This window comes from Spirulina subsalsa FACHB-351 (genome assembly GCF_026130165.1).
Taxonomy (GTDB): domain Bacteria; phylum Cyanobacteriota; class Cyanobacteriia; order Cyanobacteriales; family Spirulinaceae; genus Spirulina_A; species Spirulina_A subsalsa_A.
Map to the genome: position 1 here is coordinate 1 of NZ_JAIHOM010000073.1, position 24,459 is coordinate 24,459.

At 46.6% G+C, this 24,459-nt stretch carries 15 protein-coding genes, 3 pseudogenes and 1 CRISPR repeat array; of the genes and pseudogenes, 10 read left to right on the forward strand and 8 right to left on the reverse strand.

The genetic code is table 11. The annotated features are described in order from the left end of the window. Both K4A83_RS14525 and ureG read right to left on the reverse strand, forming a co-directional pair. Positions 1–191: pseudogene (locus K4A83_RS14525) on the reverse strand (hypothetical protein); the annotation flags it as partial. 149 nt (positions 192–340) lie between these two features. Beyond that, complete coding sequence (ureG, locus tag K4A83_RS14530) at positions 341–943, reverse strand: urease accessory protein UreG (protein WP_265265328.1); 603 nt, start codon at positions 941–943, stop codon at positions 341–343. Positions 944–1,117: 174 nt separating this feature from the next. On the opposite strand from ureG, the gene codB reads away from it, so the two are divergent. From codB to K4A83_RS14550, 4 genes are all read left to right on the forward strand, one after another. Next, positions 1,118–2,398 carry a cytosine permease gene (gene codB, locus K4A83_RS14535; RefSeq protein WP_265265329.1) on the forward strand — a complete coding sequence of 427 codons (1,281 nt, stop codon included), beginning with the start codon at positions 1,118–1,120 and terminating at the stop codon, positions 2,396–2,398. Positions 2,399–2,406: 8 nt separating this feature from the next. Further along, a complete protein-coding gene (locus K4A83_RS14540) occupies positions 2,407–6,054 on the forward strand; it encodes a response regulator (protein ID WP_265265330.1) in 3,648 nt (1,215 codons plus the stop codon). An 83-nt stretch (positions 6,055–6,137) separates the two neighbouring features. Further along, complete coding sequence (locus tag K4A83_RS14545; protein WP_265265331.1) at positions 6,138–7,283, forward strand: hybrid sensor histidine kinase/response regulator; 1,146 nt, start codon at positions 6,138–6,140, stop codon at positions 7,281–7,283. A gap of 66 nt (positions 7,284–7,349) precedes the next feature. Continuing rightward, positions 7,350–7,727, forward strand: coding sequence for a hypothetical protein (locus K4A83_RS14550; RefSeq protein ID WP_265265332.1), 378 nt, complete (start codon positions 7,350–7,352; stop codon positions 7,725–7,727). A gap of 31 nt (positions 7,728–7,758) precedes the next feature. On the opposite strand, the gene tnpA is transcribed toward K4A83_RS14550, so the two are convergent. Further along, entirely contained in the window at positions 7,759–8,157 is a 399-nt protein-coding gene (tnpA, locus tag K4A83_RS14555) for an IS200/IS605 family transposase (RefSeq protein ID WP_265265333.1), read from the reverse strand. 72 nt (positions 8,158–8,229) lie between these two features. Here tnpA and K4A83_RS23395 point away from each other — a divergent pair. After that, positions 8,230–8,858 (forward strand): annotated as a pseudogene (locus tag K4A83_RS23395) (RNA-guided endonuclease InsQ/TnpB family protein); the annotation flags it as partial. Between the two features lie 145 nt (positions 8,859–9,003). Then, a CRISPR array of direct repeats spans positions 9,004–10,142; the repeat unit is 37 nt; unit sequence GTTTCAATACCTCATAGGCATTATACGTTATTTCAAG. A gap of 430 nt (positions 10,143–10,572) precedes the next feature. Here the strand turns inward: K4A83_RS23395 and K4A83_RS14560 are convergent. Continuing rightward, a complete protein-coding gene (locus K4A83_RS14560; protein ID WP_265265334.1) occupies positions 10,573–12,720 on the reverse strand; it encodes a polyribonucleotide nucleotidyltransferase in 2,148 nt (715 codons plus the stop codon). A 146-nt stretch (positions 12,721–12,866) separates the two neighbouring features. Here K4A83_RS14560 and K4A83_RS14565 point away from each other — a divergent pair, with 146 nt between their 5' ends. Together K4A83_RS14565 and K4A83_RS14570 are read left to right on the forward strand one after the other, a co-directional pair. Further along, the gene (locus K4A83_RS14565) at positions 12,867–16,073 is read left to right on the forward strand and encodes a DEAD/DEAH box helicase (RefSeq protein WP_265265335.1); all 3,207 of its coding nucleotides are present in this window, start codon (positions 12,867–12,869) and stop codon (positions 16,071–16,073) included. 156 nt (positions 16,074–16,229) lie between these two features. Continuing rightward, positions 16,230–17,648 (forward strand): adenylate/guanylate cyclase domain-containing protein, encoded by a 1,419-nt coding sequence (locus tag K4A83_RS14570; protein ID WP_265265336.1) that lies wholly within the window; start codon positions 16,230–16,232, stop codon positions 17,646–17,648. Positions 17,649–17,655: 7 nt separating this feature from the next. Here K4A83_RS14570 and K4A83_RS14575 read toward each other — a convergent pair whose 3' ends face one another. Together K4A83_RS14575 and K4A83_RS14580 are read right to left on the reverse strand one after the other, a co-directional pair. Next, positions 17,656–18,402, reverse strand: coding sequence for a hypothetical protein (locus K4A83_RS14575; protein ID WP_265265338.1), 747 nt, complete (start codon positions 18,400–18,402; stop codon positions 17,656–17,658). Between the two features lie 412 nt (positions 18,403–18,814). Continuing rightward, positions 18,815–20,827, reverse strand: a complete 2,013-nt coding sequence (locus tag K4A83_RS14580; protein ID WP_265265339.1) for a ribonuclease catalytic domain-containing protein — start codon at positions 20,825–20,827, stop codon at positions 18,815–18,817. A 233-nt stretch (positions 20,828–21,060) separates the two neighbouring features. On the opposite strand from K4A83_RS14580, the gene K4A83_RS23400 reads away from it, so the two are divergent. Both K4A83_RS23400 and K4A83_RS14585 read left to right on the forward strand, forming a co-directional pair. Next, positions 21,061–21,291, forward strand: a complete 231-nt coding sequence (locus tag K4A83_RS23400; RefSeq protein ID WP_407810039.1) for a toxin HicA — start codon at positions 21,061–21,063, stop codon at positions 21,289–21,291. A gap of 23 nt (positions 21,292–21,314) precedes the next feature. After that, positions 21,315–21,560 carry a hypothetical protein gene (locus K4A83_RS14585; protein ID WP_265265340.1) on the forward strand — a complete coding sequence of 82 codons (246 nt, stop codon included), beginning with the start codon at positions 21,315–21,317 and terminating at the stop codon, positions 21,558–21,560. 67 nt (positions 21,561–21,627) lie between these two features. On the opposite strand, the gene K4A83_RS14590 is transcribed toward K4A83_RS14585, so the two are convergent. Continuing rightward, positions 21,628–22,509, reverse strand: coding sequence for a succinate--CoA ligase subunit alpha (locus K4A83_RS14590; protein ID WP_265265341.1), 882 nt, complete (start codon positions 22,507–22,509; stop codon positions 21,628–21,630). 33 nt (positions 22,510–22,542) lie between these two features. Further along, positions 22,543–23,874, reverse strand: a complete 1,332-nt coding sequence (locus tag K4A83_RS14595) for an ATP-grasp domain-containing protein (RefSeq protein WP_265265342.1) — start codon at positions 23,872–23,874, stop codon at positions 22,543–22,545. Between the two features lie 99 nt (positions 23,875–23,973). On the opposite strand from K4A83_RS14595, the pseudogene K4A83_RS14600 reads away from it, so the two are divergent. Next, positions 23,974–24,459: pseudogene (locus K4A83_RS14600) on the forward strand (hypothetical protein); the annotation flags it as partial.

The following is a 24,459-nucleotide window of genomic DNA, read 5'->3' on the forward strand; positions in this document are numbered from 1 at the left end:
GCGAACTTAAATTCTTTGGCTAAAACCGCACAATACTTATTGAGAGAATATTTATCTATTTTATCCTCTGGTTTAGCATCCATCCAAAGTCTTAAAGCTTTGTTTCTGATGAATTGAACTGTGCGAATGGCATCATCAATGGCAGTAGACTGATTTGGTTTTAATACTGCTTTCATTTCCAAGACAATCATTGTTTATCGACCTCAAACAACTAGATGTATATTAACATATACAGCACAAATTGTCATGCTAAGAGTGATCCCTGAGCCTTAGCTAAAGAGTCGTGCTTCGCTGTTTCTATACTGGTCGGGTTTCATCCCGTCGGTAAAACCGAGGGTCTTCACCCGACATTGCAGATAAACTCAACCACCTGCTCTAAACCTTCCTGCGTTTTGAGATTTGTAAAAACAAAAGGCTTATCGCCCCGCATCTTCTTGGCATCCCGTTCCATTACCCCCAAATCCGCCCCCACCAAAGGCGCAAGATCAATTTTATTAATCACCAACAGATCAGACTTCGTAATCCCTGGCCCCCCTTTACGCGGGATTTTATCCCCGGCCGCCACATCAATCACATAGAGCGTTAAATCCACCAATTCTGGGCTAAACGTTGCCGCTAAATTATCCCCCCCACTTTCCAAAAACACCAAATCCAGAGGCTGAAAACGCTGTTCTAACTCCTCAATCGCCGCCAAATTCATCGAAGCATCCTCTCGAATAGCCGTATGAGGACAGCCCCCCGTTTCGACCCCTAAAATCCGCTCATCGGCCAAAGCACCCGCCCGCACTAAAAACTGAGCATCTTCCTGAGTATAAATATCATTCGTCACTACCGCCATTTGATAAGAGTCCCGCAACTTTTTACACAAAGCCTCTAATAAGGCCGTTTTACCTGACCCCACCGGCCCAGCAATCCCCACCCGAAAAGCACTCTTGACTGTCATTTCCTGATACTCCTTTGTCCTCGCTTCACGACTAAATCACCTGTGTTCCTTATAGTAGCCCCGCCAGAATAGAGGATACAGTGCCTTATTGAGATTTGTTGATTTGGTGACAATCCCCGGTCCCCAATTTCCTGTAGCCTAGGCAAAATATTATCAAGTTTTGCAATTTGGATCATGCTACAACCCGAACTCTCAGAACAAGTCGAGAAAAGCGAAGACTATCCCCTCAGTCCTGTGCCTCGGGAGAGTCGCAAAAGCTTAATTTCCCTCGCTCCCCTCTTGATTGGCTTTACCCTCTACTCCGGCACCCTGTTTGCTGGGGGATTAGTCGGGCCAGCTTTTCGGTTTTTCCCAGACTTACTACTGGTGATTTTACTCGGCAACCTTATCTTAGGTACTTATTCGGCATTTTTGGGTTATATTGCCGGAAAAACGGGGTTAAATACCGTTTTGATGGCTCGCTTCAGTTTTGGTAATTTAGGCTCTCGTTGGGTTGATTTTATCTTAGGCTTTACTCAAATTGGTTGGTATGCTTGGGGTTCAGGTTTAATTGCTGATTTATTAAATCAACTGGTGGGTTTTCCCAAATCCCTCAACTGGCTGTTAATTCTCCTCGTCACTTACGGATTTTGTGTGACGGCTTATATTGGGTATAAAGGGTTAGATTGGTTAAGTCGGATTGCCGTCCCTGCTATGGTGATTTTGATGGTGTGGAGTTTAACCATTGCTACCCAAGATGTTGGGGGATGGGGTGGGATGCAAAATCTTGTCCCGAGTGGAGAACTTCCCCTGAGTGCAGCCATCACGATAATCGTCGGGACTTTCGTCTCTGGTGGCACACAAGCCACGAATTGGAGTCGTTTTGCCAATTCGGGCAAAATCGGAGGTTTAGCCACCTTTATGGCTTTTTTCTTGGGGAATGGGTTTTTAATTTTCAGTGGCGCTTACTGTGCGTTAGCCTATAATCAGGCGGATATTGTGCAGGTTATGGCACAGCAAGGGTTATTAATGGGAGGAATTTTGCTCTTTTTCCTGAATATGTGGACGACTCAGGACAATACCATTTATGCTTTTTCTGTGGCCGGATGTCATGCGTTCCGCACGGAAAAACGCCATTTAATGGTACTGGGAGGAGCAACTTTTGCGTTGGCGTTAACCTTTGGCGGCATTTACGGCAGTGAACAGTTTATTAATTTTCTGCTGTTGTTAGGCACATTTATCCCGCCCATTGGTGGGGTAATTATTGCAGATTTTTGGCTCAATCATAGAGCAGGATTCCCCAGTTTAACCACGCCTCAAGTGGCGTGGAATATGTCGGGAATTACGGCTTATATTTTAGCGTCTGCACTGGCTTATTTTACGCCGGGAATTAAGCCAGTTTACGGAATTTTGGCGGCTATAGTTTTATATTTTGTTTTGAACAGAATCAAACCCATTATAACATCAAAAACTTGACTATTGCAATGGAGCAAAAAATCAAAAAAATACCTTTTCGTCTCATCCTGATTATCCCTTTTTTGCTGCAAGTTATTGTTGTGGTGGGGTTAACAGGATGGTTTTCTATTCGCAATGGAAAAAGAGCCATTGATGATCTCGCCCACGAGTTAAGAGAAGCGACAACGGCTCGCTTGGAGGAGCAACTCCAGCGCTATACTATGACTCCTGTTTTAATTAATCAACTGAATGCAAATGCTCCGGAGTTGTTAAGCATTCAGGCGGAGGATGTAGCAGGGGATGCCATTCACTTACAAGAACGTTATTTTTTACGGCAAATCCAATCCTTTGACTCGATTAGTGCTACCTATTTTTGTGGTGTTGAAGGGTTTTGTGCTGGGGCAAAACGCACAACAGATAATGCTTTACAGATATTGCGGCGAGATTTAGAATCCGATCGCTTAAAAGTCTATGAGGTGCCGGATCTTGCGGCGAATAAATTAGGGTTATTGGTGGAAGATAATCCGGGGTTTTATCCAAAAACTCGACCTTGGTATAAGGCAACATTGCGAGCGCAAAGCCCGATCTGGAGTGAGATTTATTCGGATTTTATGGGGCGAGGTTTAGCGATTACGGCGACCCATCCAGTTTATGATCAGGAAAATGAGTTTAAAGGGGTTCTCGGAACGTCTTTTTTGCTTTTAAGGATGAATGAGTCTCTGCGTAACTGGAGGACGGAAAATGAAGTCGAGATGTTTATTATAGAACGTTCTGGGCGCTTGGTGGCGACTTCTACTCCTGACCCAATTTTTCAGGTGCGACAGAATCGAACTCAGCGCATTTTGGCGGCAGACAGTGATAATCCTGTGATTCAAGAAACGGCTAAAAAAATCAAGAGCTATTTTAAGGATTGGGATGAGATTGAAGGGTCTAAGTCTCTCGATTTTTTGGTAAGAGAAAAGCGCCATTTTGTCCAGGTGACATCGTTAGAAAATCGTCAAGGTTTGGATTGGTTAATGGTGGTGATTGTTTCTGAAGATAATTTTCTGGACAATGTTGAAAATAATCGCCGCAATACGATTTTATTATGTTTGGCGGCGTTGGTGCTGTCGGGGGGGGCGGGGTTCGTGACGACGGGGTGGCTGACTCGTCCGATTTTACTTAAGGAATATTCTCGCCGCTTGGAACAAACGGTGGCGGAACGAACGGAGAAGTTACAGCAGGAAATTCGCGATCGCACTCTAGCAGAATTGGCCTTGCGTAACTCGGAGGAAAAGTTCTCGAAGGCTTTTTGTTCTAGTCCCAGTGCGATGGGAATTAGTACCCTCAAAGATGGGCATTTATTGGAAGTTAATGATAGTTATGAGCAGATGACGGGCTATGATCGGGAGGAGATTTTAGGTAAAAATCCCCTAGATTTGGATCTGTGGGTAGATCTGGCGGATCGAGATTGGATTGTTCAAGAATTAGAGCAGGTGGGGATTGTTCGCAACTATGAAACAGCCTATCGTCGGAAATCTGGGGAAATTCGCACGGCTTTGGTGTCGGCGGAATTAATTGATTTAAATGGGGAAACCTGTGTTTTAGTCACGTCTAGCGATATTACGGAACGTAAGCAGGCGGAGGCTAATTTACATAAACAATACAATCGTATTGTTTTGTTGAATAGTATTACGGAGGAGTTGCGTTCGAGTTTGGATGTACGGCAGATTTTCCAGAAAGCTGCCGCTCAAATGGGGGGGGTATTCCACGTCAATCACTGTCTGATTTACACCTATGAGGCTGATCCTGAGCCGAAAATCTCTTGTGTGGCGGAGTATGTGGCTGGGGGATCTCCGGGGGCTTTTCCCCCTGAAATCCCCCTAGAGAATAATGCGGTGATGACGTGGGTGTTGGCGGAGGATCGGGTGTTGGCGGTTTCTCAGGTGGGGGAAGATGAACGTTTTGCCTGTTGGCAGGAGATGATCGACGGGCTGCATATTGAGTCGATGTTGTTGATTCGGACGTCTTATCAAGGCAAGCCTAACGGGGTGATTCGGCTGGAACAGTGCTATACTGCCCGGGAGTGGACGGAGGATGAGATTGAGTTGTTGACTACGGTAGCCGCTCAGTTAGGAATTGCGATCGCTCAAGCTCAACTGCTCGAACAGGAACAACAACAACGGGTAGAATTAACGCTCCAAAATGCGGCCCTTGAACAAGCTAAAGAACAGGCAGAAATTGCCAATCGTACAAAGAGCGAATTTCTCGCCCAAATGAGTCACGAGTTACGGACTCCCCTCAATGCTATTTTAGGCTTTAGTCAACTCATGGCGCGCAATCCGGCCTTGAGTCATGGGGCGAAGGAAATTGCTATTATTAATCGCAGTGGAGAACATTTATTAGAGTTAATTAACGACATTCTGGAAATGTCGAAAATTGAGGCGGGTAAAGTCTCTTTTAATCCTGCCCCTTTTGATTTGTATGAGCTTTTAGGGGCGTTGGAAGAGATGTTTTTCTTAAAAGCTCAATCCAAGGGCTTAGAACTCGTTTTTGAGCGATTTCCTAATGTTCCTCAGTATATCAAAACTGATGAACCCAAACTGCGTCAAGTGTTAATTAATTTATTAAGTAATGCCATTAAATTTACTGAAAAAGGAAAAGTTGTAGTATCGGTAACAACTCAAGAAGCCCACAGGGAAAAGATTGTAGATGTTTGTGAAACTGTCCTGATTCAATTTGCCATTGAAGATACAGGCTTTGGCATTTCTCCCCTAGAAATCCCGAGTTTGTTTGACCCTTTTACACAAACTCAATCGGGTCAAACATCAAATCAAGGGACAGGTTTAGGACTGCCCATTAGTCGAAAATTTGTCCAGATGATGGGGGGAGAAATTTTTGTTAAAAGTGTGTTAGGAGAGGGCAGTTGTTTTGAATTTACGATTCAAGTTGAAGCCGTTGCCCGTGATGAGGTTGCCCCACCCCAACAGCAGCGCGTGGTGGTGAAACTCGCCCCAAATCAACCGACTTATCGCCTTTTAGTGGTGGATGATATTGAAGAAAATCGCTTGTTATTAAGGCATCTGTTAGAAGAAGTTGGGTTTGAGGTTTGGGAGGCAGAAAATGGACAAGAAGCAATTACAAAATGGCAAGACTATCACCCGGATTTGATTTGGATGGATATGCGAATGCCTGTGATGGATGGTTATGAGGCAACGCGGCAGATTCGGGAAAAAGAACAAGCACAACATCTAACCCCGACGAAGATTATTGCTATTACAGCTAGTGCTTTAGAGGAGGAAAAAGCGGACATTTTAGCGGCTGGGTGTGATGATGTGGTACGGAAACCTTTCCGGGAAAATAGTCTCTGGGATACCTTAAAAGAATATTTGGGGGTGTCCTATTGTTATGGGGAAAAAGAGGGGATTCCTTTAGAAGAAACTTTTGCGGTTTCTTCGAGTTTGACATTAGAAGCGAATGCGCTTAAGATTATGCCCGCACAATGGCTGCGTGACTTACATCAATTTGCCATGATGGGTGATGATTTAGCCGTTCTAGATTTAGTGGAACAAATCCCGCCAGAACATCAGGAATTAATTACTATACTTCGGGAGTTAGCGGATAATTTTCGTCTGGATCAAATTACAGATATTACAATGGAGTTTGAGTCTTTGGAAAATCCTAAAGAAGTGGTTTGAATTTTTGGAGTCGCTCGGTTTTGCCGTTTAGACTGTCTGCCAGACAAGCCCTGAATCTATTATCACTAAATAACAGGAAGACAATGGAGCATTATCTACCGGATATTTTGATTGTGGATGATACACCGGATAACTTACGTCTGTTATCGACGATGTTATTGGAATCCGGGTATAAAGTGCGGAAGGCGATTAATGGGGAACGGGCATTACAAGCGGTGACGGCGAGATGTCCTGATTTGATTTTATTGGATATTCGGATGCCGGATATGACGGGCTATGAGGTATGTCAAGCTTTGAAAGATAATCCCGCAACGCGCAAAATTCCGATTATTTTTATTAGTGCTTTAGATGCTCCGATGGATAAGGTGTTAGCTTTTGATGTGGGGGGGGTGGATTATATTAGTAAACCGTTTCATGTGGCGGAGGTTTTGGCGCGGGTAGAAAGTCATTTAAAAATTCGTTTGTTGCAGCAACAATTAGAGGAACAAAATGCCAAACTGGAACGGGAGGTGGAGGTACGTCGGAAAACGGAGGATGCGTTACGGGTATATCTCCATGCGGTGTCCCATGATTTAAGAAATCCGGTGATTGGGACGAATATGGTGTTAAATCGTTTGTTGGAGTCCCATCGGGATGAGGCACAATTGACTGTAGCTAGGGCATTGGTGGAACGAATGGCTACGAGTTGCGATCGCCAGTTAAACTTAATCAACTCCCTCCTCGATACCCGAGAGTTTGATATACAAGGCATTACCCTAGATTGTCAGTCTCTCAATTTTTATCAACTGACTCAGGATTTTATCGCCGACTGGCAGCCCATTCTAGAGAAAAATCAAGTCACCCTTGCCTACCAAATCCCCCCCGACTTACCCCCAGTGTGGGCGGATGCTAACAAAATTTGGCGCGTTTTAGAAAACCTCACCGCTAACGCCCTCAAACATAATCCTTCTGGTAGTCGTATCACCCTAAAAGCCGAACTTTCCCTCTCTGCCCAGTGCTTACGCTGTTCTGTGATCGATAATGGGGTAGGCATTCCCCCGGAAATCTGTCAGGGGATTTTTGAACTCTATAAACGGGGGGAATCTTTGCGACGCACAGGAGGGTTAGGATTAGGTTTATATCTCTGTCGTCAAATTGTCGAGAGTCATGGGGGGGAAATTGGCTTAGATTCTACTCCCGGAGAAGGTTCTCATTTTTGGTTTACCCTGCCGATCAGTAACAGAATGTGACAAAGACTTGCAATAAACACTATAGTATGAGTCAAGTTAAGTAACATTTCATCTCCGACAGCACTCATGTTAAACGAAATCTTACCCTTTGCTCTACCGATTAATAAAATTGCGATCGCCGGAACTTGTCTGTGGGCTTTAGCCCTTTATATCGCCTGTAGTTCCCTGCGCCACTGGATCACCGAACAACTGGATCGTTGGTTTCACTTTGCCGAGTCTCTCTACTTGCCTCAAGATGAACTCCAGCGCACCCGCAAAAGCCGAGAATCCCAAAACGCCTTTTATGCTTCCATCTTTAGTATTTTCCCCTTCCTCGCTGCTGGGATTCTTTGTGATTATGGCGTAGATTTAAGTCTAGGGCGCAGTTGGTCTATTAGTTTAGGCATTCTCGCCTGTATGGGCTGTGCTGTCTATGAATTAGGGCGCAGAAGCGGGGAATTTTGACCGAAAATAATGGGATTCAAGCTCCGTCCTTCTAGGACGGCTTTTCTTGATTTCTAATATATTGTTTAAGGACTTCTAGCGACGCTCCACCCACAGAAATAGCAAAATAGCTGGGACTCCATAGAGCTTCTTTATGGGGTTTTTTATATCCAGCTTGCCCATAACGACGACTAGAGACCCCTTTTAGCGCATTAACTATTTGAGATACAGACAATTTGGGTGGATATTCAATTAGTGAGTGGACATGGTTTCCTTCACCATTGAACTCGATTATTTGAAAATCCATTTTTTTGGCAACTGTTTGAAACGACTTTTCAATTACCCCCAGGCTTTCTGTTGTAAATACAGACCTCCTGTATTTCGTCACACAGACCAAATGAATTCTCAAATCTGTAACACTGTGTCTTTCTCTACGGAACTGGGTTGTCATTTACTGTAGACTAATATATAATTAACTAACAGACCCATTATAACATCCGTCATGAAAGCCAGGTATCAATAAGGAAAAAAAATAGGCAGACCCAAGTTTAAAAAGAAAATCAATCGGCAGTCAGCACGTTTTAGAATTGGCGGTTTTTCAATCAAAAACGGTAGTGTTTATCTTGCCAAGATTGGTGAAGTTAGTCCAATTTGGTCTAGAGAGTTACCTTCTGCGCCTAGCTCAGTAACAGTAATCAAGGATTGTGCTAACCGTTATTTTCTCAGCTTTGTTGTAGAAATAGAACCCATCAACGTTGAGGCCAAAAACCAAAGCGTCGGTATTGATTTAGGGATTAAAACTTTTGCTTTTATGAGCAACGGCGAAAAAGCCGAAAGTCCTAATTATTCAAAATTAGAAAAACGCTTAACTGGAGAGAGTTTAGAGCGTTATGTGAAGCTAAATCACAGAAGTACAGCCGTGAGTTTGTTGTTATTAACCCATGGGAACCAACAAGTCAGGTCTGCTCTGAGTGCGGTTACAAATGGGGCAAGCTTGATTTAAAAATTCGCTCAGTTCAGTGTTTAAATTGTGGAACTGAACACGACCGAGATGAAAATGCAGCGAAAAATATAAACAAAGTCGGGAGAGGGCATTGCCACGACTCTAAACGGACACGGATCGACCGTAAGACTACTTCGGTAGCCAGTTGAAATGATGTGTCAAGAATCCCCACGCGTTCACGCCGGGGAGTATGTCAACATCCCCGGTTTTTCGTCTGATTAGTCGTTCCTAATGATCAGGTATGGCGGAGGTTAGCGATCGCATTCTTGCCGATTTAGCCTCCGCCTCGATTTCGTTTCAATACCTCATAGGCATTATACGTTATTTCAAGAAAAGGTATTGCAGCACCAGTAATTAAAAGTGCAGTTTCAATACCTCATAGGCATTATACGTTATTTCAAGATGATCAAATGCTTTATAGATGTTTTGATTCCCATGTTTCAATACCTCATAGGCATTATACGTTATTTCAAGGACCTTCGCGGGAGAAATTCCGGTTTTTAATACTTTGTTTCAATACCTCATAGGCATTATACGTTATTTCAAGGTGGCATCCAAGCTGGCAGCCACGAGGTCTGAGTTAAGTTTCAATACCTCATAGGCATTATACGTTATTTCAAGGGCCAAGACCGCCAAGCGCATTTTTGTTTGCTCCATGTTTCAATACCTCATAGGCATTATACGTTATTTCAAGATAATAGAGCAAGAGCCAGAAGGTTATTATTTCGCCGATTATTGTTTCAATACCTCATAGGCATTATACGTTATTTCAAGCGCTATTTTGCCGACCGATCTATTTGCAAACTTTGAGTTTCAATACCTCATAGGCATTATACGTTATTTCAAGCCAAATCAGGGGTTCACACCCCTCACTGGTGAATCCAGCGAAGTTTCAATACCTCATAGGCATTATACGTTATTTCAAGCGCCTATCCAATTCTTGGCGGTCCTTTTCGGATAAGTTTCAATACCTCATAGGCATTATACGTTATTTCAAGTTGGGCGGCAAACCTTAGAGCATCTGCAAGGGTTTCAATACCTCATAGGCATTATACGTTATTTCAAGCTAAATAAACTTTATAGAGTTTCCCCCACCGCTTGTGTTTCAATACCTCATAGGCATTATACGTTATTTCAAGAGGAGACGGGATGAGGGACGTAACAGCGCATATGGGTTTCAATACCTCATAGGCATTATACGTTATTTCAAGAGAACTTTGGGTAACTTGTAAAGGAACAGAAGCAATGTTTCAATACCTCATAGGCATTATACGTTATTTCAAGAGGCGTGCTGTGACCACAATCGCCAAATTGGGCAACCGCGTTTCAATACCTCATAGGCATTATACGTTATTTCAAGAGATAAGAGCGATCGCCTAATCTTTAAAAATAAAAGGTTTCAATACCTCATAGGCATTATACGTTATTTCAAGAGCGGCACTCTGAAACCGTGACCCCGTGGGACTTTCCCGCTTGACTTGCGCGACACCCACCCCAAAACTATAACACAGCCTCCGGGAAAAGACAAGAAAAGGCTGAAACCCTTGCCCTGTAAGGTGCGCGACAGTCTCCGATTTACCAAGCCATTCAAACCTAGACCCCCCTTGAGTTTCAGCCATTTTCTCCGATCCCTTCAAAAAAACACCCACCCCGTCGCGCTAATTGTCATAGAGAGGAGGGAAGCAGGGAAGCAGGGGAGCAGGGGAGCAGGGGAGCAGGGGAGCAGGGGAGCAGGGGAGAGGGAAGCAGGGGAGAGGGAAGCAGGGGAGCAGGGGAGCAGGGGAGCGGGAGAATTGATAATTATTCCCGACTCCCGACTCCCGACACCCGATGCTCTAGACCTCTAACTTTGGGTCTTAACTCCTAACGACTAGCCGCCGCATGAGCCGCCGCCGCCTCATCCGGGTGAATCCCTAAACGAGTGAGATTAATCCGGCCACGAGAATCAATTTCCCGCACCTTCACCACCACCTCATCACCCACAGCCACCTCATCTTCCACCTTACCCACACGACGCTCGGCCAACTGGGAAATATGAATCATGCCCTCCTTACCCGGCAAAATCTCCACAAACGCACCGATGGGAATAATGCGAGTCACAGACCCCACAAAAACATCCCCCTCATTGAGTTTGCGCGTCATGCCCTCAATAATCCGTTGCGCCTTCAGTGCATTGTCCCGTTCATTACAATAAATCGTGACCGTGCCATCATCCTCAATATCAATTTTGGCCCCAGTTTGTTCCGTAATGCCCTTGATATTTTTCCCACCCGGTCCAATAACCAAACCAATTAAATCCGGGTCAATCTTCAGCGTCAACAGACGAGGAGCATAGGGAGAAAGATCCTCACGGGGTTGGTCAATAGTCGCCAGCATTTTCTCTAAAATGTGTAAGCGCCCGTCTTTAGCTTGATTAATCGCTTGGGCAATCACATCCAAAGATAACCCCTTGATTTTCATATCCATCTGTAAGGCCGTAATCCCGCTATCGGTTCCCGCCACCTTAAAATCCATATCCCCTAAAAAGTCCTCAATGCCTTGAATATCCGTCAAGACCCGCACTTCGTCCCCTTCCTTAATCAAACCCATTGCCGTCCCACTCACAGGCTTGACCAGGGGAACCCCGGCATCCATCAGGGCTAGGGTGGAGCCGCAAACCGACCCCATCGAAGTAGACCCATTGGACGACAAGACCTCAGACACCACCCGCACCACATAGGGAAACTCCGTCTGGGGGGGGAGAACCGGAACAATGGCTCGTTCCGCTAGCGCCCCGTGGCCGATTTCTCGACGGCCGGGAGAACGCATGGGTCGAGTTTCCCCCACAGAGAAGGGGGGGAAATTGTAGTGATGGAGATAGCGCTTCTGCTCATCGGGGTGCAAATCGTCTAACTCTTGAGCATCTCCCGGTGTGCCGAGGGTGACGAGGGAGAGAACTTGAGTTAAGCCCCGTTGGAACAGACCAGAACCGTGAACACGGCGGGGTAACACCCCTACACGACAGGACACGGGACGCACTTCATCGAGTTTGCGACCGTCCACCCGCACGCCATCTTCAATGATTTGCTGACGCATTAACTTCTTGGTCAGTTTTTTGAAAGCATCACCGAGGGCCATCGGTTCGGAGGCGGCCACTTTGAGGGGATCTTCTTCGGGTAATTCCTCTAAAACGGCATCAATTTCGGTGGCTTTAATTTCATCTAAGGCTGCATCTCGGGCGTTTTTATCCAAGTCGAATTGAGAGAGGACTTTTTTAATCGAGACGCTGGCTTTTTCCGCCATAAAGTTGGTTAGGGTTTCATCCACTGCCGGGGGTTCTTCGGTCACGATGGATAAACCCAATTCAGTTAAGAGATCCCGTTGTTCTTGAATTAAGTCTTGAACCGCTTCATAGCCAAATTCAATGGCTTCAATAATATCCTGTTCTGGGAGTTGGTTAGCTCCAGCTTCCACCATGACCACCCCATCAGGAGATCCGGCCACGACTAAATCTAAATCCCCTTCTTTAATTTCTTTAAAAGTCGGGTTAATGATAAAATCATCCCCAACTAAGCCCACTCGCACGGCTGCCATCGGGCCATAAAAGGGGATTTGTGCCAACAGGACAGCTACGGATGCACCCGTCACCGCTAGGACATCTGGGGGGACTTGTTCATCCATCGACAGGGTAGTTGCTATGATTTGAATATCATCGCGCAACCACTGGGGAAAGAGAGGGCGTAAGGGGCGGTCGATTAAACGGCAGGTCAATGTTACCTTTTCCGGTGGACGGCCTTCCCGTCGGAGAAATCCTCCCGGAATGCGGCCGGCGGCGTAGAGTCTTTCTTCGTAGTCCACTAACAGGGGTAAAAAATCAATGCCTTCTCGACCTGTGGAGCGTGTTGCAGTGACGATTACGGCGGTTTCTCCTGACTCGATTAAGACCGAACCACCCGCTTGGGGAGCAAGTAGACCCGTTTGCAGCCGAATATCCCGTCCGTCGAAGGATATCGACTTATTGAATTCTTGCATCTTGTGTGCTTATCCTTTCTGTTTGACTTCTTCTTCTTCTTTCGCAATCCTAGCACTTCTAGACTCTTGGGGAAACGCTGAACTTAGGAAGGTTTCTCCGCCTACAGTCCCATAACCTATTACCCGGATCATTAACGACAGATAACATGGCGATTTTACACGGCAGTTGGATTTTAGAAGCCCAGAGTGGATATTTTTTCCTCTGGGGGGAAACGTGGCGGACTCAGGGGGAGGGGGAGTTAGGGCAAGGGGTGAAGGGGGTGGCGAATCATCCTTTGGCGATGAGTGGGGAGGAGGTGCTGAAGTGTGCGCGATCGCGTAAATTGGTCTTGCCGGAAGGGGATGGGGGTGACTGGATGACCTATCAGGTGGTGGCCCTACCGAGTCGCGGAGGACAACGGAGGAAGCGGGGGAAAAAGGGGGCAGATTCGGGGGGAGATGAAATATTTCCGGTGCTGTCGGGGGATAGTGAGGAGATTCGAGATATTTCGTCTCTATCCCTCCAGTGGTGGGCGCTTCCGGGTTTGCGGTTAACTCCGGCGATCGCCATTCCGTTTTTGCAGTCGGTTCCCCTCGGCTCCATCCAACTGCGACAAGTCTATTTAGGCGACTCCCTCAAATTTTGGGCGCAAGTCTATCGCTGGAGTTTGGATTTACTGGCGCGAGGGAAATTTTTACCCGGTCTAACAGTTGATGGCAATAATCAGGCTTATAGTCAATGGCAACCCCTATTAGATAGTGCCATAGATCAAGGTCGTTTAAGTCGTTTTTTAGAGTGGATGCCCTCGGTTTGTCGTGCTTATATTAACCCAGAGGAACGGTGGGAAAAACCCAACTGGGATGATGATTGGATTACTCCTCAAAGTCTATTATTTGCTTTTTTAGGCACTATGGTAGACAGCCAATTGCGTCAATGGGTGGAGTTAAAAGGTCAACATTCCTCCGATGTGATTGCTACCGCTTGGTTAGAATCTCTGGCTCAACCCTTAACTTCCCTACGGGAATCTCCCGAAACCTTACACCGTTTAAAAACAGCTTTAGATAGTTGGAAAGCCCCGGTTCAAGATTATTTAGTTACCCCCAAAGATGAAAAGTTAGCGGGCAATAGTTTCCGCACGTCTTTTGTCCTACAACCTCCCACAACGGGAGAAATTAATTGGGGAAAATTAGAGTGGAAATTAAATTATTATTTACACGCCGTAAATGACCCCTCTTTTATGGTAGAAGCATCCACCATTTGGGAAAATCCTGTTGAAGAATTAAACTTAGAAGGGTATACCATCGAAAACCCCCAAGAAATCCTCTTAAGAGGGTTAGGGATTGCGGCGCGGATTTATGAACCGATTCGGGAAAGTTTACTCCATCCTTATCCCACCCGTTGCGTTTTAGATCCCATCCAAGTTTATGCTTTTTTACGCTCCAGTTATTGGCAATTACAAGATACTGGCTTCACCGTAGATTTACCCCCCGGATTAGCAGGAGGGGCGGACGAAAAACGCTTAGGCATTAAGTTTTCTGCGGCGGTGAATCCTAAACAAGCGGATCGTTTAGGGTTACAAAGTTTGCTCAAATATAAGTTAGAATTAGCCATCGGTGATCAAACGGTTTCGGCGGAAGAATTTGAGCGTTTACTAGAGCAAAAATCGCCCCTTGTTCAAGTGAATGGGGAATGGTTAGCATTACAACCTGCTGATGTCAGGGCGGCTCAAAGTATTTTAGCATCTAAAAATGAAGAGTTAACGTTTACTGTTGAAGATGCTTTGCGCTTAAGTACAGGAGACACCAAGGTTTTAGAAAAGTTGCCTGTGGTGAAGTTTGAAGCTTCGGGGGTGCTAAAAGAGTTAATTGCCAATTTAACCGAAAATAAACGGATTGAATCGGCTGATCCTCCTGAAGGGTTTAAGGGAGAATTACGCCCCTATCAAGCGCGAGGGGTGGGATGGTTAAGATTCTTAGAACGTTGGGGATTAGGCGCTTGTTTAGCTGATGATATGGGGTTAGGGAAAACCATTGAAACTATTGCTTTTTTGCTCAGTTTAAAACAAGACAATCGGTTAAACAATCCAACGTTGTTAGTCTGTCCTACGTCGGTTTTAGGCAACTGGGAACGGGAGTTACGGAAATTTGCCCCTACTTTATCGGTGTTAGTCCATCACGGGGATAAACGGGATAAGGGGAAAACCTTTGTGAAAGCGGCACAAAAAAAAGAGTTAGTGATTACCAGTTATTCTTTGGTCTACCGGGATCTTCAAACTCTGGAAACGCTGCAATGGGAGGGGGTAATTTTAGATGAAGCGCAAAATATTAAAAATGCCCAAGCGAAACAATCCCAAGCGGTGCGCAGTTTATCGGCGAATTTCAGGATTGCTTTGACGGGAACTCCAGTAGAAAACCGCTTAACGGAGTTGTGGTCGATTTTAGAGTTTTTGAATCCGGGGTTTTTGGGGACAAAACAGTTCTTTCAACATCGTTTTGCCATTCCCATTGAGAAATATGGCGATCGCGATTCCCTCTCTAGTTTACGCTCCCTCGTCCAACCCTTCATCCTCCGTCGTCTCAAAACCGACAAGGCCATCATCCAAGACTTACCAGATAAGCAGGAAATGAACGTTTTCTGCGGTCTATCCTCAGAACAGGGAACTTTATATCAACAGCTAGTAGATGAGTCCCTGATGGCCATTGAGGAGGCGGAAGGCATCCAACGACATGGATTAATCCTCACCCTGTTATTGAAGCTCAAACAAGTCTGTAATCACCCCTCCCTGTTGTTGAAAGAGAAGAGTTTAGGACGGGGAGATCGTTCCGGGAAAGTCTTGCGTCTTCAGGAAATGTTAGAGGAAGTCATTGCAGAAGGCGATCGCGCTTTAATCTTTACCCAATTTGCCGAATGGGGAAAACTCCTCCAACCCTACCTTGAATATAAACTCAATACAGATGTCCTGTTCCTCTACGGCTCCACCAAACGGGAACAACGGGAAATCATGGTAGACCGCTTTCAAAACGACTCCGACGGCCCCCAAATCCTCATCCTCTCCCTCAAAGCAGGAGGCACTGGATTAAACCTCACCCGCGCTAACCACGTCTTCCACGTTGACCGATGGTGGAATCCTGCCGTCGAAAATCAGGCCACAGACCGCGCTTTCCGTATCGGCCAAAAACGCAACGTCCAAGTTCATAAGTTTGTCTGTACTGGTACTCTAGAAGAGAAAATCAACGACATCATCGAAAGCAAGAAACAACTAGCCGAACAAACCGTAGATGCCGGAGAACAGTGGTTAACCGAAATGAATACCGATCAACTGCGCAGTTTGCTGATTTTAGACCGGAGTGCCATTATGGATGAAGAAAAGTGAACCAATTTTCCTTAAAAATGGCGGTGCATTGCAATGGTTTAGGATCTCATGGTGTGTCATGAGGTGATGAATTTCCGTTTTCTTTCCCGATTCTTGAGGTATGGAATCGGGCAAAAAACTATCCTTGATGACTCCTTAATTTTCCGTAATTACCCCATGTGGTTCCATTCCTTTCGCCTTTGTCAAGCCCGTTTATCTCGCTCTATTGCCTTTTGGGTTTTTTTGAGCTTGGTCATTATTGAAGCCATTATCTTAATCCCCTCTTACCGCAAAGAAGAACAACGCCAATTAAATAACCTCGAAAATATTTCTCAGGCCACCGTTACATTGATTGCGGCCTTAAGTGAAATGGATATGTCTACCGAGGAATTGCAGGAAAAAGTCCGCAGTTTAATCGCTGATTCCTCTATCACCCTTGGCATGGCAATTTATGACCAAAATCATCAAACCATTGAAATTATCGGAGAATCCCCCCAATTAACCCCCCAAGATATATCAGGAAACTCGATTATTCGCCGACGCAGTGCAGACCGCAACCGCTATGATATTGCTTGGTCGCCTGAATCTTTAAACATCAATTATATTTTAATCGCTCGTTTAGATGCTTCAAGAGTCCAACGAGAGTTAAATTTTTTCATCCTGCGCATTGTTGGTTTAGTGGTGATTATTGCTATTGTCGTCACCCTCACCACTATGATTATTGTGGGCGTGACTGTGATTACACCCATTTTACAGTTGCGGGATGATCTTGTCGTAGCCGGAGAAACCTTAAGTCGGAATGGAGATCAGAACAAGAATTCTGTTTATTTTTATGCGTTAACCGCCCAGCGTAAGGACGAATTAGGCGTAGTGATGCAGGCTTTTAATCAAATGTTTAAGCGAGTCTCTCAAGAAATTGAACAACGCAAACAAGCCCAAGAATTAATCCGCCTTGAACAGGAAAAATCGGAGCAACTCCTGCTTAATATTCTACCACAATCCATTGCGACTTTATTAAAACAAGGCAATAAGATTATTGCTAAAGAGTTTGAAGAAGTGACTATTTTATTCGCTGATATTGTTGGTTTTACCCAACTTTCTAGTCAAATCCCTCCAGAGGAATTAGTCGAGTTACTGAATCGTATTTTTTCCTGTTTTGATAATTTAACGGAGTTCTATAACTTAGAAAAAATCAAAACTATTGGGGATAGTTACATGGTGGTAGGGGGTTTACCGACACCTCGTCAAGATCACGCGGAAGCCATTGCCGAAATGGCGTTAGCCATGCAAAAATCCCTGAACAAAATTGATTGTTCCTACGGCCCCCTTGAAATGCGGATGGGGATTAATACGGGGAATGTGGTGGCGGGAGTAATTGGCAAGAAAAAGTTTATTTATGATTTATGGGGAGATGCGGTGAATGTGGCCAGTCGTATGGAATCTCATGGGGTGGTGGGGAAAATTCAGGTGACAGAAGCGACCTATCAACGGTTAGAGGGACAGTATCATTTTGAACCCCGGGGGAAGGTTGAGATTAAGGGGAAAGGGGAGATGGAAACCTATTTTTTGCTGGGAAGAAAGGGGAGTTTAGGGTGAATGGGGTTTAGGGTTGCGATCGCAAATGGTCGAGAAATTCCACTAATTCATTATCACTCAACAATTGACGCGATCGCTTCCCGTAAGTCTGCAACAAATAATCCCGCCCCTGTTCATTCGTCCAGCCCAAGCGTTTTAGCTCAATATTAGTTTGAGCAATCACATCAGAAAAGTCCATCGGAGACTCACTTAAATTCACCGTGGGAGTGCTAGGGGCAGGGGGGGATGTTTCCACCGCAAGATCCGGTTCCGCTTCCACTTCAAAAGGGGGAGTCATCTCCACCGAGTCCTCCTCTAAAGCCTCCACCGGAGGCAGCACCGACTCCGGCTCCCGCTCCGGCAAAGGCTCTAAGACCGGGGAAACCGTGGTCACGGGGAGGGACTCAACCCGAGGGGGATTCGGCTCTAGGGCAGGCTCTGGGGGGGCAATCGGTGCAGATTTAGGGACAGGTGCAGAGTGAACTTGTCCCTCTCCATTCTGTTCCGGGTGGCGCACAACAGAAGCAATCGGCGCTGGTGTTGGGGAACTCGACTGATTCACCCTTACAGTCGGCATCAAAAGGGCTAAAGCCCGAGAGCGGGCTTGATCTTCCGCCATCTCCACAGTATCAGCCGCCCCGTGACCTGTCGCCAAGGTGACACCTTCGACCTGCACCAGCGCCCGCACAACATATTTTCCCTGTTTAAACTGCACTAACTCACTAATTAAACCCCCTTGAGGGTAGTAGTTTCGGAACTCTGCAACTAACATCATTGGCTATCCCTAAAAATCCGTTCCCTCCTCTAGGGTACAATACTTTGAGCAAACTTGACGAAAAAATCAGCATAGGGTTTGTAGTTGCGCTTTAGCGCCCCCAATGTCAGAGAAAACGAGCAGAAGGTTTGTAGTTGCGCTTTAGCGCCCCCAATGTCAGAGAAAACGAGCATAGGGTTTGTAGTTGCGCTTGGGCGCCCCCAATGTCAGAGAAAACGAGCAGAAAGTTTGTAGTTGCGCTTTAGCGCCCCCAATGTCAGAGAAAACGAGCAGAAAGTTTGTAGTTGCGCTTTAGCGCCCCCAATGTCAGAGAAAACGAGCATAGGGTTTGTAGTTGCGCTTTAGCGCCCCCCATGTCAGGGAAAACTAGCACAACTCCCCCTTCCCGACCCCCCGAGTTTCTCAGCAAGCCCTACATAGCCGCCGCTTCCGCTTGAGAATTGGCCAACTCCCGGAAACGGATCAAATCTTGACGGGGATCTGCGGTACTAACCTGAACCTCCAGACGATCCCCCAAACGTACCGCCCGATTAAACCGATGGGGCAACTCTAACCCCAAATCCTCCAACAAAATCAGCCCTAAATTCTCATCCTCCCGCAACCAACGTAAAACCAAGACCTGCCAAATTTCTTGAGGATTGCGGCGTAAATACTCTAGCCCCCAATAACGATTAGTTTGGCGTTCCACCAGCGTCGCCTCTTGAGACGCTGCCGTTACACTAAACATAATTTCCTGTAACTCGCCCCCTGTTAACGGCAAAGACTCCCCCCGTAGATGGGCTTTAATTTGGAAATGGGCGAGTAAATCCGTATAGCGACGAATAGGCGAAGTCACCTGAGTATATAAATCTAAACCCAACCCGGCATGACGGGCGGGGGTAATACCCATTTCACTGCGGGGCATACAGCGCCGCATGGCACAAAAGCGCACCGGTCCAGCTGGCAGGGAGAGTAATTCCTCTTCTGGGGGTAACTCAGGCTGGGGCTGTCCTCGGAAGGGCATGGGAATCCCATGTTGTTGAGCATAGCGTCCGGCCACTTCTCCGGCTAAAATCATCATCTCCGCGACCAATTGCCGAGAGCGAGAGTCGTCAAGTAAGGTGATGGCAATTTCTTCCTCATTCTTCACCTTAATAGACGATTCTGGCATCCGAATGTCAATCGATCCCTGAGACTTACGCCAACTTGATCGTAAAGCAGCCGCCTCGGCCAGTTGAGCAATTTCCGGTTCAGCCTGCACCCCTAACTCTAACATTTCGTCTACATCATCGTAGGTCAGGCGATAGGTGGGCTTGATCCAACTGGCATGGATGGTATAATCTTCTACCTTGCCCATTTCATCCAAAACTACCCCAAAACTCAGGGCGGCACAGACTTGACCTTGAATCAAGCTCATCGGTCCGGTGGCCAATTCCTTGGGAAACATGGGAATCATGCCCGTTGGCAGGTATAAACTGGTACTCCGTCGTCGTGCTTCGAGATCCAATTCATCTCCTAAGCTGACCAAACGACTGGGATCGGCAATATGAACCCAAAGCCTCAATCGACCATCTTCTAAGGGTTCGACACTCAACCCATCGTCTATTTCTTCTGTGCTTTCATCATCAATGGTGTAAACTTTGAAGCGCGTTAAATCCAGACGGTTGGGATCTGGATCGCAGGAGATAGATTCCAAGCGCTGTTGTGACACATCAAGTACCTTTTGCGGAAATTGGACAGGATACGAACTACGACGGAGAAACAAGTTTTCATGAATCGACCATCGTTTTAAGTCTACCAGTAATTGAAAAGCAGCGTCCGGATTTTGGGGGAGGTTGAGGGCGGCGAGAATTTCTTGAGCGAGACGATGGGAATTTTCGGGTTGAAGGGTGCATTTTTCGAGGGCTTCTAAACGGGGGCGATCGCTATCTTGCCATATAACCTCCTTGCCAGCTAAGGCATCCTGCACCCGTTGGAGAAACTCCTCCCGCTCCCGGAATCGTTGTTCCTCAACGGTTTGCTGGTGTTTAATCTCGGCCACTTGTGCCGCCGAGCGGGGTTCATAAAGGTCCGCTTTTTTCTTAAAGTAAATCTTATCGTCTGAGAGCAACAGATGAGCCGCATAACAGACGATGGGATTCTGTTCATCAAATAACAATTGCGCCAAATCGGCGGAACTCACTGGACTGGCTTCTTCAACCAGTAACTCCCAAGCGACCTCTAAACTATCGGGATCTAAATAATTTTCAACTTCTGCGCGAAAAGGGGCAATTTCTGAGGGGGTATAGCCTCCACCCACTTCGTACTCGACGCGCTGGGGTTTCAGGGAGTGAGATTGACCTCGTTCATCAATCACAATCCAATTCTTTTTTCCTTCTGGACGATCTGCAACAGCCAGCCGACGCTCTCCTTGTAGTCTGAATTCAATCAGCGTTCCTTTGTCCACCCGCTTTGCTTCGCTCCAGTCACTATCTCCACCCACTAACTTAACATTTTCAGCCCCAGATCGGGAAGATACCCCTATCCCAAGGCTGATCAGTTAAGCTCCCATTTCTCCCCCTTCTAAAGAGGGGATAGTCCGTGAAGTTCTCAAGGGAATGGGGAATCTTGACAGGTTAAGCTTGTGTGCCTTTTGTCAAGGTTGCCTCCATCCTAGGGTAGATCAATTAATAAGATTAAATTATTTCTTATGAGCTTCTGGCTCAATTCCAATCCAATCCTAAAAATGTCCGTTTTAAGGATCTGGTTAGAGTATGTGAATACTATTTTGGAGAAGGACGACAAAAAGGGAGTCATCTTATTTTCAAGACACCTTGGGCAGGAGACCCTCGTGTGAATATTCAGGACAAAAATGGTATGGCAAAGCCATATCAAGTTCGTCAAGTCCTAGACGCTATTCAAAAATTATAAAATGTTCGTGAGATTGCAGAGTTATGACCATAGAAAATTCAAAACACTATTGTTTTCGGATTAGTTGGTCAGATGAAGATCAAGAGTATGTGGGATTATGTGCAGAATTCCCCAGTTTATCTTATCTAGATGAGGACAGTATTCAAGCCCTAGTAGGAATTCAGGAATTAGTGGATGATGTTATTGCGGATCTACAAGCTAATGGTGAACCTATTCCTGAACCCATATCCCAATCTAAAGTCAGCAGGGGTCGCCCGTTATACCCGTAGGGTTAGCGGGGGAGAACTTCACTTGAATATCGCAATTTCTAGAGCGTTTCATCACGGCTATATCCCTTTAAAGGTTGCGAAGATACTCCACTAATTGGGCGGGGGATTGGGCGACGGGGATTTTCGCCTGCTGGTAAGCGTTTTTTTTCGCTAAGGCGGTGCTGGTGTGGGGGGTTAATTGGGAGAGACGAGAGGCGATTAAGGTGGGGGATTCTTTGGACTTGGAGGGGATGGGGACGTTTTGACCTGCAATATGAGCGACTAGGGGCTTTTTCCGAGGAGAGGAGAGGACGCTGGCCATTGCTTCGGTGCCGCAGAGGGTTTGTTCTAAACAGAGAATAATTTCGGTGTTTTTGTCTTGTTCTAAGGTGGGAAGCCATCCCTCCACCATTGAGCCAATAATATCCCCACCCCCTAAGTGAATGACAATAGATTGGCCAAGTCCCGCTTGGGTGAGTTCCCAGATAATGGCATCGGTGACGTAATCACAGCGACTGATGACTCCAATTTTTCCGGGGGTGTAACACTGAGGATCACAACTGCCTAAGAGGAGTTTACCGGGGATGATGACTCCGGCACTGCCTGCACCTAGTACAATAGTATTTGTTGCTTTGGCTTTGGCCAACAAGCGGATCATATCGAGGGGGGGGACTCCGTGGGGTAGGATGATTAATTGACGAATCCCGGCGGACATGGCTTCTAAGGCGGCATCGAGGACCCAGTAGGGGGGGACGGCGATGATACTGAGTTGGGGCATTCCGACTTCGGCGATCGCACTTTCGATCAAATCAAACACGGGAATTTCCTCAATGGTTTCCCCCCCATAGCCTGCACTAATCCCGGCGACGATGGGGGTTCCATAGGTGGTCATTTGCCCAGCACAATACACTCCCAAGGGTTCTACAATTCCCTGAATAATAACCTTACTTTTGCCAGTCCAGTTCAACATAATGATTCAAAAAACAAGAACGTTACACCCTTCTCAAATCGCCACTTGTGCCAATATTACTGTTTGCTCAATGGCCTCATCTAAACTCTGGCTCCAGTGTACCGATAAGCTAGACAGTGCTTCTTGAATGGCCGATGGGGGTTCCCCTAACAGACGAATGACCAACGGAATCGAACGGCGGGGATTACTGGGGGCAGTAGGTCGGCTGGTCTGTTCTAGCTGATTTTGTCGTAAAATCCGTAAGGTGTTGGCTGTGGGGCGTTCTAAACGGTCTTCGCTGATGATCAGACGCTGGGGGGGATTGACCGGGGCTTGGAGGACATTGGCGATCGCCTCAGCCACCCGTTCCACCCCACCCAAACCACAGACCAAATGCAGGAAAATCACCTCAATCTCCTCCATGGCACTTAACCGTTCTAGTCCTTGATTGAGTTGTTGTTCTAGGGGCAAAGTTTTCAAAATTTTACCTTGATGTTCTCCCCCCACTAAATAGCCTGTACGCGGTTTTCCCCCTGCTTGGGTCAACAAATCCCAAGTTAGGGCAGCCAGTCCCCGACCATTACATAAAATGCCAATATTGCCCTCCCTATTGTACCAATCCAACGGGTCAGCCGCTTCAAAGTCTAACCCTTCTGTTCCCTCCTCACTGTCCCCATTGTCTGCCCTATTGTCCTCTAACTCCTCCTGAGTCGTTGCCAAGGGAATGGCGGCCCCGACGACAGCCATTAAGTCCAAATGACGGGCTAAGGCGTGATCATTCATCGTCACCTTCCCGTCGAGGGCCATCACCTCCCCAGAGTCCCGAATCCCCAAGGGATTAATTTCAATGCCATTTAAATCCCGACGGACAAACAACTCGTACATTTTGCCCACAATATCGGTAATCACCGGGATGAGATGCCCCTGTACACCCATTAAATACACTAAACGGCGGGCATAGAAGGGGGAGAACTCATCCTCAATCACCACCTGCTGCATCTGTTCCAACAGCACATCAATATTTACGCCCCCTTGGGCTGACCCTAACAAAACCGGACGTTTGCGTTGATAGTCCAGAATGACCGCTAAATAAAGCTCCTGTTCGGCATCATAGCGGGCTTCGGCTAACAGGAGTTGGGGGTATTCTCCGGCAATGGGTAAATTTAAGATCATTTGGGCGGCGGCGATCGCATCAATGGTATTCTCCACAAACCGAATCCCCCCGGCCTTCCCCCGGCCTCCTGCCCGGACTTGAGATTTCAACACCACCGGATAGGGAATCTGTAACTGTTTAATCGCCCGAGAATCCGCAATCGTTTGGGAAGGTAAAACCGGAATGCCCACCTCCCGGAATAATTCTTTCGCTTGGTATTCGAGTAAATCCATCAGGATTATTGTAAAAGTGATACATTAAGGGCAAGTTGGCTCACTGCCCGATCGACTTCCCCCTCTCATTAGTACCATTAAACACCGATTGTTGTTGTGATGACCAAAACATCGACCCTACCTGTGGATTTGGCTAGCTTTGAGAGACTCCTACAGCAGCGTCTACAAGCTAAACTGACTGAACTCACTCCCCTTCAGGTGAATTGCTTCATCAAGCGGGAAACGTTGTTAATGGTTGTCCAGCATCCCGCCCCAGTCATGGCTCATCCAAGCCGGGCTTTTCGCATCTTAGAAGCCGCCTTTGAGGAGGAAGGACTCCCGGAACATTTTCGCGGTTTAATGTACCTAGAAGTGGAAGGACGCAACCAACCCTACGCTTTCCACACTTTCCGAGATACCCCCCCGCCCAATGATGTAGCCGAACAAGTCAAAGCCACCACCCCGGAAGGCATTCAAGCCGCCCAACAACAGAAAAAACGTAAATCCTTCCCCGCCCCACCCCCGCCCCCTCGCCGTGACCTAGAGGCCATCCCCCCGCCCCAATATTCGGATCCCGATACCATCGCCCTTCCCTCATCTCCCCCC